General features: G+C 73.7%; 11 protein-coding genes. 6 read left to right on the top strand and 5 right to left on the bottom strand.

The genetic code is table 11. The features are described 5' to 3' along the window. The first annotated feature begins 60 nt into the window (after window positions 1–60). Window positions 61–465, top strand: a complete 405-nt coding sequence (locus tag RBH18_RS12370; protein WP_306207067.1) for a globin domain-containing protein — start codon at window positions 61–63, stop codon at window positions 463–465. 7 nt (window positions 466–472) lie between these two features. On the opposite strand, the gene RBH18_RS12365 is transcribed toward RBH18_RS12370, so the two are convergent. Both RBH18_RS12365 and RBH18_RS12360 read right to left on the bottom strand, forming a co-directional pair. Further along, window positions 473–1750 carry a nitric oxide synthase oxygenase gene (locus tag RBH18_RS12365; RefSeq protein ID WP_306207065.1) on the bottom strand — a complete coding sequence of 426 codons (1278 nt, stop codon included), beginning with the start codon at window positions 1748–1750 and terminating at the stop codon, window positions 473–475. Between the two features lie 379 nt (window positions 1751–2129). Next, window positions 2130–3257: a baeRF2 domain-containing protein gene (locus RBH18_RS12360; RefSeq protein WP_306207064.1), complete on the bottom strand. Its 1128-nt coding sequence runs from the start codon at window positions 3255–3257 to the stop codon at window positions 2130–2132. 116 nt (window positions 3258–3373) lie between these two features. On the opposite strand from RBH18_RS12360, the gene RBH18_RS12355 reads away from it, so the two are divergent. The 3 genes from RBH18_RS12355 (at window position 3374) to RBH18_RS12345 (ending at window position 7271) form a co-directional block, all read left to right on the top strand. After that, window positions 3374–5167 carry a thiamine pyrophosphate-requiring protein gene (locus RBH18_RS12355; protein WP_306207062.1) on the top strand — a complete coding sequence of 598 codons (1794 nt, stop codon included), beginning with the start codon at window positions 3374–3376 and terminating at the stop codon, window positions 5165–5167. Window positions 5168–5180: 13 nt separating this feature from the next. Next, the gene (locus tag RBH18_RS12350; protein ID WP_306207061.1) at window positions 5181–6110 is read left to right on the top strand and encodes a DUF389 domain-containing protein; all 930 of its coding nucleotides are present in this window, start codon (window positions 5181–5183) and stop codon (window positions 6108–6110) included. 87 nt (window positions 6111–6197) lie between these two features. Beyond that, window positions 6198–7271, top strand: a complete 1074-nt coding sequence (locus RBH18_RS12345) for a DICT sensory domain-containing protein (RefSeq protein ID WP_306207060.1) — start codon at window positions 6198–6200, stop codon at window positions 7269–7271. 9 nt (window positions 7272–7280) lie between these two features. Here RBH18_RS12345 and RBH18_RS12340 read toward each other — a convergent pair whose 3' ends face one another. Further along, window positions 7281–9518 carry a putative bifunctional diguanylate cyclase/phosphodiesterase gene (locus RBH18_RS12340; RefSeq protein ID WP_306207059.1) on the bottom strand — a complete coding sequence of 746 codons (2238 nt, stop codon included), beginning with the start codon at window positions 9516–9518 and terminating at the stop codon, window positions 7281–7283. A 69-nt stretch (window positions 9519–9587) separates the two neighbouring features. After that, a complete protein-coding gene (locus RBH18_RS12335) occupies window positions 9588–11594 on the bottom strand; it encodes a pyridoxamine 5'-phosphate oxidase family protein (protein WP_306207057.1) in 2007 nt (668 codons plus the stop codon). Between the two features lie 115 nt (window positions 11595–11709). Between RBH18_RS12335 and RBH18_RS12330 the strand changes: the two genes are divergently transcribed. Continuing rightward, window positions 11710–12294: a TetR/AcrR family transcriptional regulator gene (locus tag RBH18_RS12330; RefSeq protein ID WP_306207055.1), complete on the top strand. Its 585-nt coding sequence runs from the start codon at window positions 11710–11712 to the stop codon at window positions 12292–12294. On the opposite strand, the gene RBH18_RS12325 is transcribed toward RBH18_RS12330, so the two are convergent. Beyond that, window positions 12265–14052 (bottom strand): glycoside hydrolase family 76 protein, encoded by a 1788-nt coding sequence (locus RBH18_RS12325; protein WP_306207053.1) that lies wholly within the window; start codon window positions 14050–14052, stop codon window positions 12265–12267. The two genes, RBH18_RS12330 and RBH18_RS12325, sit on opposite strands and share 30 nt — an antisense overlap. An 85-nt stretch (window positions 14053–14137) precedes the next feature. Here RBH18_RS12325 and RBH18_RS12320 point away from each other — a divergent pair. Then, window positions 14138–14517: LLM class flavin-dependent oxidoreductase (locus RBH18_RS12320; RefSeq protein WP_306207051.1), on the top strand; the 380-nt coding region annotated here is incomplete at its 3' end.

Here is a 14517-nt window from a genome sequence, read left to right as displayed (position 1 = left end):
GGGGCCGTGCCCGGGGCTCCCCGGCGACACGGTCCGCACCGCAGGCCCTCCGCCGAGGCGATGCGCATCGTCCAGAGCACGGCGTCCCTGGTCGCCGATCGGCCGGTCGCCCTGGCCGAGCTGTTCTACCGGCACCTGTTCGAGCTGGTGCCCGAGGCCCGGGCCATGTTCCCGCCGGACATGACGGCGCAGACCGAGAAGCTGTGTCGGGCCCTGCTCGACGGGATCCGGGCGCTGACCGAGCCCGACCGCTACGCGCAGGACATGGAGCGGATGCTCGGCATGCTGGGCGTGCACCACGCGCGCTACTACGGCGTCCTGCCCGAGCACTATCCCTATGTGGGCCATGCGCTCGTCCGCGCGGTGCGTGACCTGAGCGGCGACTGGAGTGTCGCCACCAGCTCGGCCTGGATCTGGGTCTATGACTGGATGAGCGCCCACATGCTCGGCGAGGCGGCCCGCTGAGCCTGGCTCAGGCCGGGTCTCCCTCGCGGAGGTCCGGCCGGTGGAACAGGGGCAGCTCGCCGGTGTCCGCCCCGTGGAAGGGGCACCCCGTGGCCGCGGGCGTGATGCCGCGGGCCAGCAGCCGGGCGCCTTCGTCCAGATAGAAGTTCGGCTTGAGGTCGGCCTCGTGGAAGTAGCGGTGGAAGACCGGCGTCGCCGCCCCGGAGATCGGCGGCACGATCCAGCTCCAGTCGGCGGGCACCAGCCGGCCGGCCCGCTGCTCCCGGGCGACGTGGTCGAGGAAGCGCGCCGACTCGGTGTGGTGGTCGGACATCTTCACGCCCGCGGCGTCGTACGAGTGCAGGACCGCGCGGTTGAGCTCCACGAGCGCCCTGTCCCGCCACAGTGTCCGCTCGCTGCTCGTGTCGAGGCCGAGCTGCTGGGCGATCAGCGGCAGCAGGTTGTAGCGATCCCGGTCGGCCAGGTTGCGCGCCCCGATCTCGGTGCCCATGTACCACCCGTTGAAGGGGGCGAAGGGATAGTGCACCCCGCCGATCGTCAGGCGCATGTTGCTGACCGCGGGCACCGCGTACCACCGGAGGCCGAACTGCGCGAACCACGGATGCTCCGGGTGCACGAGGGGCACCTCGAGCACCGCGCTGGGCGGCAGGTCGTAGAGGCGTACCCCCTCGTCGGGGGTCTCGATCGCGAGGGGGAGCACGTCGAACGGGGTGCCCGCGCCCTTCCAGCCCCGCGCCTCCATGGCCTCGGTGAAGTCCGCCAGCGCCGGATCGCCGACCACCGAGCCGTCGAAGGTGCGGTGCCCGGCGTAGCGGATGAGCTGGTCGTTCCACAGCCGGGGGTACGGCCGGCCGGGCACCGCCTGCGGGAAGACGCTGATCACCGGCCGGATGGCCCCGCCGCGCCGCGCGTGCCGCCCGCCCGGCCGCGCCTCGGTCCCGCTCGCGATCTCCAGGTGCCGCACCAGGCCCGCGTAGATCTCGGGGGAGGTGTGGCAGTCGCGCCGGTCCTGCACCACGAGGCTGCGCCAGTAGAGCCGGCCGATGCAGCGGCTGGCGTTGCGCCAGGCCAGCTTGGCACCGTACGCCAGCTCCTCGGCCGTGTGCACATAGGTGCCCGTGGCGTCGATCTCGGCCAGCACCGCCGCCAGCCGTGGCCCGGCCGGGCCGGTGTGCGGGTTCTCCGCGTGGAACTGGAACAGGAAGTCCTCGGCCTCGCCGGCGTCGGCCGGGGCGGCGGCATCCCACTCGGCGACCGGGTGGTCCCGATATCCGGGCGTGCCCACAGGTCGCCTCCCCTTCCGCCCGGACGTGGCGCCGGCCTGGGGTGGCACAGGAAGATCGCGAGTCCGGGACGGTGACGAGGGTAGATACGTCCCCGATGGGCGTCAAGGATAGTTTCATCACTAATGTGAATGCTGGTGCGGGCTCGGGTGCGCCGGCCGCGCTGCTGGACCGGCACACCCTGGCCGCGCCGGGGCCCCTGGGGGCTGACGCGCGGTTGACAAGACCGTAGGCCGGTTGCCGTCAGGGCGACAGCGGGGCGGACGGGTGGCGTCCCGGAAGGACCGCCGACGGCGCTCACCGCCACAACGTGGTCGTCTACGCCGGGCCCGCGTCCGGGCGAGCTCAACGGCCGGTTCCGACCCCGGCACCACGGGGGCTTCACACGTCGGCGGCGCTGCTCGCGTCGGCGTAGCGGAGGACGGCGCCGATCCCGTGCTCCAGCTCGACCTCGTCCGGGGCGACGAGGATCAGCGAGGCGCCGGTGCCGGCGACGGCGCGCAGGAGGGCGGCGTCCGCGCGTACCTTCCGGGGGTCCTGGACACCGGCCTCGCGCAGGACGTGATCGTCGACCGAGACCAGCGTGACGTCGCCGGGGTCGATCCACAGCGTGTCCGTCGAGGACGGGTCGTTGTGCAGGAGGACGATGTCGGCCTGCCCGCGCTGCAGCCGGGTCACCACGTCGGTGAGGCCGGTGCCGGCCGTGCCGTCGCCCAGCTGCGTACGGTAGCGGTTGATCGCCTCCCGCACGTGCCGGTCGGCGGTCTCGGCGATCGCCTGCACGGTCACGTCGTCGAGCGCGGCCTCGTCGGCGCCGGCGTGCCGGGAGCCCGCATCGGTGCGCACCAGGCGCTCGCGCCAGCGCTTCGGCAGCTCGCCCTCGAACTTCTCCACCGCCCGGACGTCGCCGCCCACCACGATGACCTCGGCGTCGATGCTGTCGGCCAGCTCGGCCGCCGCGGTCGCCACGTTCCCGGCGTTCCGCTTCCAGGTCTCCTCGGCGGCCTGGTCGTAGCGCCGGTCCGACCAGCCGCCGGCATGCACCTTCCGCAGCGGGAAGCTCTCGTCCCCGGTCACCTGCCGGTGCCGCGGCACCCCGCCGGCGGAGATCGCGTCCAGGTCACCGCCGGTCCGGTCGGCGAGCACCCGGACGTACGGGACGTCCTCGCCCCGCTGCGCCACCAGCGGCATGGCGTGCGGCAGCGGCCCGGCGTACGCCTCGTCGGCCGCCGGCGGAGCGGACAGCGTCTCCAGCAGCGCCACCTGCCCGGCGCGGGCGAAGACGGCGAGCCCGTAGCGGCCCGGCTGGTACGGGTGTGCGCCGATCGCCTCCGCCACGGCGTCCAGGGTGGCCTCGTCGGCGCCCTGCGCGGTCAGGCTCTCCCGCAGGGCCCGCCAGCGCAGCTCCACCTCGTGGGCGGCGTTCTCACCGGCCCGGGTGGCGTCGAGGTAGACCGACACCCAGAGCCCGGGCTGGTCGAAGAGGGGGCGCAGAAAGTCCAGTCTCATCGGGCCCGCATACCCGTACGCCGGCACGTCTCACGGTCACGCCAGGCCCCCCGGGGCCGCCGGACGAAGGCCGCCGGGCGTCGTTTGAGGGGTGCGGCTCGGGGCATCCGGGCGGCATGGGTGAGCGTACGGTTTCCGATCTCCTGGTCGAGCGGCTGGCCGAGTGGGGCGTGCCGCGCGTCTTCGGGTACTCCGGGGACGGCATCGACGGGGTGATGGGGGCGTTGCGGCGGGCCGGGAAGCCGGCGTTCGTGCAGGCTCGGCACGAGGAGGCGGCCGCGTTCATGGCCGTCGCCCACGCCAAGTACACCGGGGCGCCGGGGGTGTGCCTGTCGACGCAGGGGCCGGGCGCGGTGCACCTGCTCAACGGGCTCTACGACGCCAAGCTCGACGCCAAGCCGGTCGTGGCGATCGTCGGGCAGCAGGCCTCCACCGTGCTGGGCAGCGCCTATCAGCAGGAGATCGATCTCGGGCGGCTCTTCGGGGACGTGTGCGCGCAGTTCGTGCAGACGGCGCACACCGCGGAGCAGGTGCCGATGCTGATCGACCGGGCCTTCCGGACCGCGCTCGCCACCCGCAGCCCCACCTGCGTGATCCTGCCGCACGACGTGCAGGCGATGCCGGCGCCGGACCCCACCGCCCAGCGGCACGGGGTCATGGTGACCAGCCCGGGGCTGCGGCGGGCGCGGGTGGTGCCCTACGACGCGGACGTGCGTGCCGCCGCCGAGGTGCTCGAGGCCGGCGAGCGGGTCGCAATCATGGTCGGGCAGGGGGCGTACGGGGCGGCCGGCGAGATCGCCGAGCTGGCCGACCGGCTCGGGGCCGGGGTGACGGCGTCGCTGCTGGGCAAGCCCGTGCTCGACGAGGGTCTGCCGTTCCACACCGGGGTCATGGGGCATCTGGGCACCACGGCCAGCAACGAGCTGCTGCGGAACTGCGACACGCTGCTGCTGGTGGGCACCAACGACCCGTGGACGGAGTTCTATCCGGCGCCGGGGCAGGCGCGGGCGGTGCAGATCGACATCGACGGGCGGCAGCTGGGCGTGCGCTATCCCGTCGAGGTGCCGCTGACCGGCGACGCCACGGAGACGCTGCGGGCGCTGCTGGGCGCGGTGAAGCCCCGGGAGCACGGGGCTTGGCGGGCACGGGTCGAGGGCTGGGTGCGTACCTGGGGAGAGATCTCGGCCCGCCGGGCCGCCGCCCCCGCGGAGCCGTTGAACCCGCAGCACGTGGTGCGCTCGCTGAGCGGGCGGCTGGGCACCGACGCGCAGGTCGCGGTCGACGTCGGGTCGGTCGTCTACTGGTACGCCCGGCATCTGCGCCTGCCGGGCGGCGTCCCCGCGCACCTGTCGAGCACGCTCGCGTCGATGGGGTGCGGCCTGCCGTACGGGATCGCCGCCAAGCTGGCCGCCCCGGACCGCCCCCAGATCGTACTGACCGGCGACGGCGCGATGCAGATGACCGGGCTGGCCGAGCTGGTGACCGTGGCCGCCCGGTGGCGCGACTGGGCGGATCCGCGCTTCGTCGTGTGCGTACTGAACAACCGTGACCTGGCCGAGGTCAGCTGGGAGCAGCGCGAGGCGGAGGGCGAGCCGCGGTTCGGCACGTCGCAGGAGCTGCCCGACGTGCCGTACGCGAAGTACGCCGACCTGCTCGGCCTGCGCGGCCTGCGGGTGACGTCGCCGGGGGAGATGGACGACGCCTGGGCTACCGCCCTGAGCGCCGACCGTCCGGTGCTCATCGAGGCGGTGGTCGACCCGGCCGTGCCGCTGCTGCCGCCGGGCCGCCCGTACGAGCAGATCGAGGCCATGTACGCCGGGCTCGCCGCCGAGCCGGGACAGCTCGCCCGCCGCGCCGAGACCCACCTCCGCCGCGAGCGTGCCGACGAGGGCTTCGACGACCCGCGGTAGGTATCGTGCGGCCATGCTGCACGTACGGGTGATCGCGCCCGCCACCGTCTCCGCGCAGGTCCTGGACCTGCTCAAGGGCCACGACGCCGTCACCCACGTCGTCGTGCTGCCCGGCGTGGCCCTCGACCCGCCGGGCGACCTGATCGAGTTCGACGTGGTCCGGGAGGGCGCCAGCGCCGTCCTCGACCAGCTGCGCGGGCTGGGCCTCGACCGCGACGGCGCCATCGTCATGGAGCGCATCGACACCACCATGTCCGCCGCGGCCGACCGGGCCGAGCGGCGCGTCCCCGGCCTGGGCGTCGACGCGGTGGTGTGGCACGAGATCGAGCACCAGACCGGCGAGGAGACCGCGCTGTCGGCCTCGTTCCTGGCGTTCATGACCGTCGCCATGATCATCGCGGCCGTCGGCGTCCTGCTGGACCAGCCCATCCTCATCGTCGGCTCGATGGTCGTCGGCCCCGAGTTCGGCCCGCTCGCCGCGCTCTGCGTGGGCCTGGTGCAGCGCAAGCTTCCGCTGGTACGCCGCTCGGCGCTGGCCCTCGGCGCCGGCTTCCCGATCGGCATGCTGCTGACCGTCGGGGCGGTGTGGCTGCTCACCGCGGCCGGCCTGGTCGACAGGTCGATGCTGCTGGCCGACCGGCCGCTGACCGACTTCATCTGGCGCCCGGACGCGCTGTCCTGGGTCATCGGCTTCCTGGGCGGCGTCGCGGGCATCCTGTCGCTCACGTCGGCCAAGGCCGGCACCCTGGTCGGCGTGCTGATCTCGGTCACCACGATCCCGGCGGCGGCCAACGCGGCGGTCGCCCTGGCCTACGGCGTCCGCGACGAGGCCCTCGGCTCGGCCCTCCAGCTCCTCATCAACGCGGCGGCCATCGTCCTGGCCGGCGTGCTGACCCTCCTCGTCCAGCACCTCGTCTGGAAGCGAGCCCAGCAGCGCACCTAGATGCGGCGTGTGCCGCCACGCCACGGACACGGCCGGTCAGGTCTCCGGCGGGTCGCGGTGGGGGCGAGGAGACCCTAGGCTGCGCGGGTGCCGGATGCGGGAAGTGGAAGCCAGGTCACGAAGCGTCTGCTCGTGACGGTGTCGCACGCGATCGAGCGGGCGGCGCTCGCGGCCGGCGAGGACGGGCCCATGGCCGTCGTCGCGCTGTTCCAGCGGATGCCCTATCTGGACCGCGAGCGGGAGGTCTACGAGCGCATCGCCCGGCGCGCGAGTGTCACCGTCATGGGCCTCGTCGGCGGGGACCCGGCGGTGCACCAGCCCGCGGGCACCGTGCTCGTGCCGCTGAGCTCCCGCGATCCGCTCGCGCGGGAGTGGACGGTCGTCGTGCTCACCCCGCGGTTCGGGGCGGTGCTCGTCGCGTACGACCAGGAGACCGTCGACGCCACGGCGGAGACGCTGGAGGCGGGGCGGTTGTTCGACGGGCGGTGGAGCGTACGCCGGGACGACGCCCTGCACGAGCTCCTGCGGCTGCGGCGGGCCCTCGCCGACCGGCTCCCGGCAGCGACCGCCGCGGCGCTCGACGACGTGGTGACCCGGGTGCGCGAGATGCCGGCCACTTCGGGCGAGAGCCGGGCCGACGCCATGTTCCACCACATGGTGGTACGCGGCGGCCGCGGAGCCACGTCGCGTCCGGTGACCGAGCCGCGCTTCGCCACGGGCGAGGAGGTCCGGGACTGGTCCGGCGGGGTGACCGCCTCGGGCGTGCTGCCCGTGGCGATGCTCGGGGTGCGCGTGCCGGCCGCGCATCGGCTGCCCGCGCAGGCCGGGCGGCGGACGGCAGCGGTGCGCGACGAGAGCATGCTGACGATGCTCGGCGACCTCGCCGGGGCGGCCGGGCGGGTGACGCGGGTGGGCGAGGACGAGTTCCTGCTGCTGGTGCCGGGGCTGGCGGACGACGACGCCGTGCAGCTGGCCTACCGGGTCGGGGCCGAGCTGGCGGAGGCCGCGACCCACAACGCCTTCCTGCCCGCCACGGCGACGGTGGCGGTCACGGTGACCCGGCGCCGGCCGCTGCCGGCCGAGGACATCCGCCAGGCGCTGCGGTGGGCCGTGGCGGAGAACATCCCCGTGGCGAAGGTCGACGAGCCCGCCGGGGACTGACATCCCGGGCTAGCGGGCGGCCGCCAGCAGCTCGGCCAGGGCGCCGCCCGGCATCGGGCGCGCGAAGTGGTAGCCCTGGCCGTAGGTGCAGCCCAGCTCGAGCAGGCACTGGGCCTGCGCGGCCGTCTCGATGCCCTCGGCCACCACCTTCAGCCGGTACGCGTGGGCGAGGCGCACCACGGCCTCCGCGACCGCGTACGCGTCGGGGTCGGTGTCGACGGCCGCGACGAACGAGCGGTCCATCTTGAGGACGCTGACCGGCAGGGTGCGCAGGTAGTTGAGGGCCGCGTAGCCGGTGCCGAAGTCGTCGATCGAGATGCCGATGCCGCGGTCGCGGAGGGCGCTCAGGCGCGCGACGGTCTGCTCGTCGGGCTGCAGCACGACGCTCTCGGTGAGCTCCAGCACCAGGCGCTCGGCCGGGAAGCCGGTCTCGTCGAGGATGCCGCAGATGGTCTCGACGAGGCCGGGCTGGACGACCTGCCGGGCGGAGAGGTTGACGCTCAGCTTGACGGGCCACGCGGCGGCCTGGCGGCAGGCCTCGCGCAGCACCCATTCGCCGATCGGGATGACGGCGCCGGTCTCCTCGGCCAGCTCGATGAAGGCGCCCGGCAGCAGCAGGCCGCGCTCCGGGTGGTTCCAGCGCACGAGGGCCTCGACCGCGACGCAGCCGCCGTCGGCGAGGTCGACCACGGGCTGGAAGTGCACGACCAGCTCGTCGTTCTCGACGGCCCGCCACAGCTCGGCGTCGCGGGCGCGGGTGTCGAGGTCGGGGGTGTAGACGCGGTAGTGGCCGCGGCCGGCCCGCTTCGCCGCGTACATGGCCGCGTCGGCGTGCGCCAGCAGTTGCTCGGCGTCGGCCGTGCCCTCCTCGTGGAAGGCCACGCCGACGCTCGCCTCGACGTGCAGCAGCTGGTTGCCGAAGACGACCGGCGTGCGCAAGGCGTCGACCAGCCGCTCCGCGATGCCCTCGGCGGCGTCGCGGGACGGCAGGGCGGGCAGCACGACGGCGAACTCGTCGCCGCCCAGCCGGCCGGCGGTGTCGCCGGACCGGATCACCGCCCGCAGCGCCGCCGCGACGCCCTGCAGGACGGCGTCGCCGGCGTCGTGCCCGTACGCGTCGTTGATCGGTTTGAACCGGTCGAGGTCGATGAGCAGGACGGCGCCGTGCCGGCCGTCGCGCACCGGCTGCCGGGTCAGCTCGGTGAGGCTCTCGGTGATCAGCGCCCGGTTGGAGAGCCCGGTGAGCGGGTCGGTGACGGCCAGGCGGCGGTTCTCCCGCTGGGCGAACACCTGCCGGGCGATCACCAGGGCCGTGAGCACGACCACGCCGAGGATCATCCCGCCGAGCGGATAGAGCGACTGCTTGCGCGCGACGAAGGCCAGCAGCGCGTACGCGAAGACGATCGCGACGTACGGCAGCCAGCTGACCCGGCCCCGCCGCCCGCGCTCCTCCTGCGCCGTGGTGTTCCACGTCATGCGGCGGTGCACGGCGAGCAGGGAGAAGAAGCTGCCCGCCGCCCACAGCAGGAACGGCCAGTCGCCCGGCCCGAAGAAGATCCCGAACTGCACCAGCGCGATCGTGTACGTGCTGTCGGCGACCACCTTCAGCGCCATGGACGCGCCGAGCAGGCCCACCGCCGCCCCGGCCTCGGGGCGGCGCAGCAGCAGGGTGATCAGCGCGAAGACCAGCAGCAGGTCGAGCACCGGCACGGCGGTCGAGAAGAGGATCACGAACGGGTCCACGCCGGGGATCTCCAGCAGCGGGCCGATCTCCACGTACCAGAGGGCCATGCAGGCGCACGCCACCACGATCAGCGAGTCGATCAGCAGCTTGAGGCGGTCGGTGCGGTTGCGGCGCTCGGCGGGCAGGAGCAGCAGCCCGGCGACCACGAACGGGATCGCCACCGAGAACAGGTAGTCGGGCATGCTGGGGAAGCCGGGCTGCCGGCCCCCGAAGCGCACGGCCAGCGCCGCCAGGTGCCCCGCCAGCTGCAGGACGAAGGACACCTCCAGCAGCAGCCAGGCCCGGCGCTCCCGGCGGTCCAGGCCGCCGCGGCGGATCAGCCGGAGCCCCAGAACGGCCGTCAGGAGGGTGACCGGCAGCTGGGCCAGGTCGTTGAGCGCTTGCGCCTGGGCCTCGGTGCCCCAGCCGGTCACGGACTGCACGAGGATCAGGCCGAGCAGGGCACCTGTGCCCCACACAGCCGCCGTCAGCCACCGGGAGAGGTGCGTGCGCGCATCTGCCATACCCGCCTGTTCGGCATCGCGCCGTCCGGACTGCGCGACCGCCGGTTGCCGGCCGGGAGCAAAGGAGGCTCAGAGCGGGTCGAGCGTCACCTCCGACTCCGGGCTGCTCACGCAGGTCAGCACCCGGCCGTCCGCCGGGGGCGGGGTCACCCGGCCGCTGCGCAGGCGCATGACGCACTCCCCGCAGCTGCCGACCGTGCAGGAGAAGGGCATCGGCAGGCCCGCGGCGAGCCCGGCGTCGAGCAGCGTCTGCCCGGGCTCGACCACCACGGCGCCGAGGGAGCCCACGGTCATCTGCTGCGGCTCGGTGGTCGCCACCGCGGCGCCGGTGCTGAGGTAGCGCTCGCTGTGCACCCGCTCGTCCGGAACGCCCCGCTCGGTCAGCACGCCCTGGACCATGTCCGTCAGGGCGTCGGGCCCACAGATGTAGTAGTGCGCGCCGGGCATCGGCTGCAGTCCCGCGAGCCACCGGTGTACGCCTTCCGCGTCGAGCCGACCGTCCGTGCTGCTCACCACGTGGGTGACGGACAGCCGGCCGGGCCGGGAAAGGGCCAGCCGCTCCAGCTCGGCGCCGAAGATGATCTCGTCCTCGGTGCGGCTGGCGTGGAGCAGGGCGATCCGGCCGGTCGTCGCGGCACGGATCATGCTCATCATCGGGGTGATGCCGCTGCCCGCCGCGACGAGGACGAGCTGGTCCCCGGCCGGGTGGAAGGTGCCGGAGGGGCCCAGCACCGCCAGCCGGTCGCCGGCCCGCAGCGCCGTGTGCACGTGGCCGGAGAAGCGGCCGTCCGCCACGCGCTTCACGGTCACCTCCAGGCGGGTCGAGCCGGGCGCCGACGACGCCGAGTACGCGCGCCGCACCGGCCGGCCGCCGACGTCGGCGACGAGCGTGAAGTACTGGCCGGGCTTGAAGTCGAAGGGCCGGCCGTCCTCGAGGACGAGCGTGACCGTGCTCGGCGTCTCCCGGCGCACCTCGGTCAGGCGGACCTCGCGCCGCGGGTCGGGCAGGGCGGGCCCCGTCCGGGCGGCCGGCAGGGTGACGGCGTCGTAGCCCTCCTTGCGCAGCCCCGAGCGGTAGGCGCTGTTCATGGCCAGGCGCATCAGCCGGGACACGCCCGGAACGGCGAAGAGCTTCTTGACCACCGGCCGCGCCGATCCGATGGCGAGGTGCGTGCCGGCCATGGCCAGCAGGTCCGGTGCCGTGCCGGGCCCGAGGTGCGCGCCGGGATTCCACAGCCGGGCGCGGGCCACGGCGTCGTTCCCGGCCACCTCGGCGTGCTCGACATCGACGAGCAGGGCCAGGTGCGGCGGCAGCCCGCGCAGCGCCATGGTTGCCAGTAGCGCGGGATCGGCGGTGATGGCGGCCCGGCCGCGGATGTGCAGCACGCCGCTGCGCCCCGGGACCAGCGCCGCGAGCGACAGCCGATCGTCCTGCACGAGATTGTGCAGGGTGTCGGTGCGCTTGTTGCCCTTGCGGTCGGGGATGACGAGCGTGCGGCCGTCGAGGATCCGCGCCACCGTCCCCTGATCACCGCGCGGGCTGGTGTCGCTTCCCCCCTCGGTGTCCCAGGTGGAGAGCGCCAGGAAGGGCGCTGCCGCGAGGAAGCCGGCCACCCCCGGCGCCCGGAGTGGCCCGTCGCCCGCGACCTCCGCCGCCGGTGCGGCCCCGGCGGGTGGCTCCCACAGGCCGGCCCGGAGGACGGCCTGCGCGCAATGCACGTACGCCTCCTTGATCTGGACCGTCGTCCCGTCGGCCGAGCCGTTGACCCGCAGGACCTCGCCCACGCCGGGCAGCAGGAAGAAGAACGAGACCGGACCGGACACGTCGCCGGCGCCCGGAACGGACATGCGCGTGGGGGACAGCACCCGCGCGAAGCCCGGAGCGCCGCCGATGAACGTCGTCCGGCTCGTGCCGCCGGCGTCCCGGTAGCCGAAGGCGGCGACCGGGCTGCGGGCCAGGACGGTGCGGCAGCCGTCGTCGAGGAACGGGATCGTCTTGAGCATGATGACGGCGGCCGGACGGCCCACGACCGCCTCGACCCCGTCCCGCGACGTCACGTTGTTTTCCCAGTTCACTGCACTATTGTGAGTAATAGCTCAGGTCTTTGGCTACTCGCTTTTGCCCACCCCGGAGGGAGCCCGGATGCCCGCGGCCGATCGCCGTCTTCAGCCACGTCGCAAGCCTCGGCAGGTGCGCGCGGAGCTCACCCGCGAGCGGATCCTCACCGCGGCTGCTCACGTTTTCGCCGAGCACGGCTACGCCGCCGGCACCACCAACCGCATCGCCGAGCGCGCCCGCATCTCCATCGGCTCGCTCTACCAGTACTTCCCGAACAAGGACGCCATCCTCGCCGCCCTCCTCGTGCAGCACGTCGACCGCGGCGCGTGGGCGCAGGCGGACCGGGTCGACCTGTCCCCGGGCAGCCTGCGCGAGACCGTGCGAGCCCTGGTCCGCGACGCGATCGACCACCACCGCGACGACCCCCGGCTGCTGCGCATGATGATCGAGGAGGCCCCGCTCTCCCAGGAGCTGATGGACACCATCGCCCGCCACGAGAAGCTCCGCGTCGGTCAGGTGCGCGACCTGCTCGCCCGCCACCCGGACGTGCGCGTCCGCGACCTCGAGACGGCCGCCGGCCTCATCACCTTCACGGTCGAGATCAACACCCACCGCCTGATGGCCGACCCGCGCACCCCCACGCCCGCCACCTTCGAGAGCGAGCTGGTCGACATGGTCACCCGCTACCTACGCGGCGACGAGGGCGCCGAGGGCTGAGGCCTGGGTGCGCCAGTCGCGGGCGTTGGGGGTGGTGCCGGTCCAGCGCTGGCCGAGGCGGTTCAGCGTGTCGCGGTCGGTGGTCCAGATGCTGTCGGCCTGGGCGCGGGCGAAGGTGCGGTAGCTCGCCTGCCCGGTGACGTCGGCCAGGTCGAGCAGCTGGCGCATGAAGATGCCCTTGAATTCCTTGGCGTTGTCGTCGCAGGTGGCGGCGCCGGTGTCGCAGGACTCGGTGAGGATGCCGCCGGTGGTGAGGCGGGCGATCGCGGCGTCGGCGAGGGCGCGGGCGCGGGCCAGGACCGTGGTGCTGCCGGTGGCGCGGAAGAGCTCGACCGCCGCGCCGATGGCCAGACCCTGGTTGTACGTCCAGACCGTCCCGTTGTTGCTGGCGCACGAGCCGGTCAGGCCGTCGTTGACGAGGTTCGACGAGTTGATCATGCCGCTGGCGGTGTACCAGTTCCAGCCCGTCACGGCCCGGTCGAGCCACGTGGTGTCGCCCGCGATCCGGTTGTGCAGGCTGGCGGACAGGCGCACGGAGAGGCCGATCGTGACCGCGTTCTTGTACGTGCGCTCGCGGTCCCACCACACGCCCCCGCCGCAGGACGACGTGTCCCAGAAGCCGTGCACGTAGGTCGCGATGGTGACCGCTTCGTCGAGGTACCTCTGCTCGCCCGTCAGGTCGTACGCCTGGATCCAGGCCAGGCCCCACCAGGCCGCGTCGTCGATCGCCCGGCTGATGAAGTGGCCCTCGATCGCGTCGCTGCTCTTCACGCCCGCCGGGAAGGCGCCCTGGTTGACGGTGAACGTCCGGTCGACGATCCACCGGTAGTCGCTGCGCCCGGTGCGCTTCATCCAGGTCATCAGCGCGGTGACGGCGTCGGCGGAGTTCCACCAGCTCGACGGCCACCACGCGGTGTCCGGCTGGTACGCCCACATCAGCGCGTCGGCGGCCGCGGCGGCCCGGTCGCCCGCCGGGCGCGCCCAGGCCGTGCAGCTGCCGTTGGATCCGGTCACCGCCCGGCCGCACGCGCGCAGGGCTCCGCCGTACAGCAGCAGCTGGGGGTCCCGCGAGGCGAACAGGCCCGTGCGCGTGCCGGTGGTGCGGCCCTTCATCTCCCAGGTGGCGCCCTCGTCCCAGGACCGGTCCAGCCAGACCTCGTCGCCGGTCGCGCCGCCGGCGATGGTGGCCCACATCATGCCGCGCGCGTCGGCGTGCAGCGCGATCGTGCGCCCGCTGAGCGTCGTGGCGGGCACCGGCTGCGTGTCGCCGGTCGCGGGGGCGGCACCGTCGCAGGCCGCGTCGCACGCCTGCGGCCGGAACCAGTCGGTGCACTGCACACCGCCGGCGTCCCCGCAGGCCCGGAGCAGTCCCCGGCGGTGGTGTGCCGGGTCGGCGAGGTTCCACATGAGCGTGCGCGTGCCGGTCCACGTGCCCGGGATCGAGGCCTTGCCGAGCAGGCCCTCCCAGGTGGCGCCGCCGTCCCAGGAGCGGTCGAGCCACACCGAGTCGCCGGTCGTGCCGTTGTCGATGCTGGCCCACGCCATCACGTCGGCCTCGGACAGGTGCAGTGCGATGCGCCGGCCGTTCTGCACCTTGTCGGGCACGGGGAAGGTGTCCTGCTGCGCCCGGGACGGATCCAGGGTGTCGCACCTGAGCGAGCAGACGGCGGCTGCGGCGGCCGGGGCCGCGGACGCCGGGGGGACGGTGCCGCTCAGCAGGGCGGCGAGCAGGGGGATGAGAAATCGAAGCGTTCGCATGGGGGTGCTCCTTCGATCTGAGGTGAAGCTACGCCCTTAATCGAAAGATGACAATGTTTACCCGGAAAAAGCCTACCGTGGAGGTATGAATTACCTCTGGTACATCCCGAATCAGAACCGGCCCGGGCATCGGGGCGACGACGTCACCGACGACCACAACAGCCTGCACACCTTGACCACGCAGGCGCTCGCACTCGAGGAGCACGGCTGGGACGGTGCTCTGCTCGGCACCGGCTGGGGGCGGCCCGACACGTTCACCGTGGCGGCCGCCCTCGCCGCGCGTACCACGACGTTCCGGCCGTTGATCGCGATCCGGCCCGGATACTGGCAGCCGGCCCACTTCGCGTCGGCGGCGGCGACCCTGCAGCACCTGTCCGGCGGGCGGGTGCTGATCAACGTCGTGTCGGGGCAGGACAACCTCGCCGCGTACGGGGACAGCGAGGGCGATCAGGCGCACCGCTACGC

The organism is Actinoplanes oryzae, assembly GCF_030757795.1.
In the GTDB taxonomy this organism is placed as follows: Bacteria; Actinomycetota; Actinomycetes; order Mycobacteriales; family Micromonosporaceae; genus Actinoplanes.
Note: the sequence above shows the minus strand (reverse complement) of the source record. Positions and strands in the feature narration are given on the sequence as shown.

Bases quoted from the DNA above. Each gene is read 5' to 3' on its own strand.
- RBH18_RS12370 (WP_306207067.1), top strand. From the start codon at position 61: ATGCGCATCGTCCAGAGCACGGCGTCCCTGGTCGCCGATCGGCCGGTC.
- RBH18_RS12360 (WP_306207064.1), bottom strand. From the start codon at position 3,257: ATGAGACTGGACTTTCTGCGCCCCCTCTTCGACCAGCCCGGGCTCTGG.
- RBH18_RS12355 (WP_306207062.1), top strand. From the start codon at position 3,374: ATGGGTGAGCGTACGGTTTCCGATCTCCTGGTCGAGCGGCTGGCCGAG.
- RBH18_RS12350 (WP_306207061.1), top strand. From the start codon at position 5,181: ATGCTGCACGTACGGGTGATCGCGCCCGCCACCGTCTCCGCGCAGGTC.
- RBH18_RS12340 (WP_306207059.1), bottom strand. From the start codon at position 9,518: ATGGCAGATGCGCGCACGCACCTCTCCCGGTGGCTGACGGCGGCTGTG.
- RBH18_RS12325 (WP_306207053.1), bottom strand. From the start codon at position 14,052: ATGCGAACGCTTCGATTTCTCATCCCCCTGCTCGCCGCCCTGCTGAGC.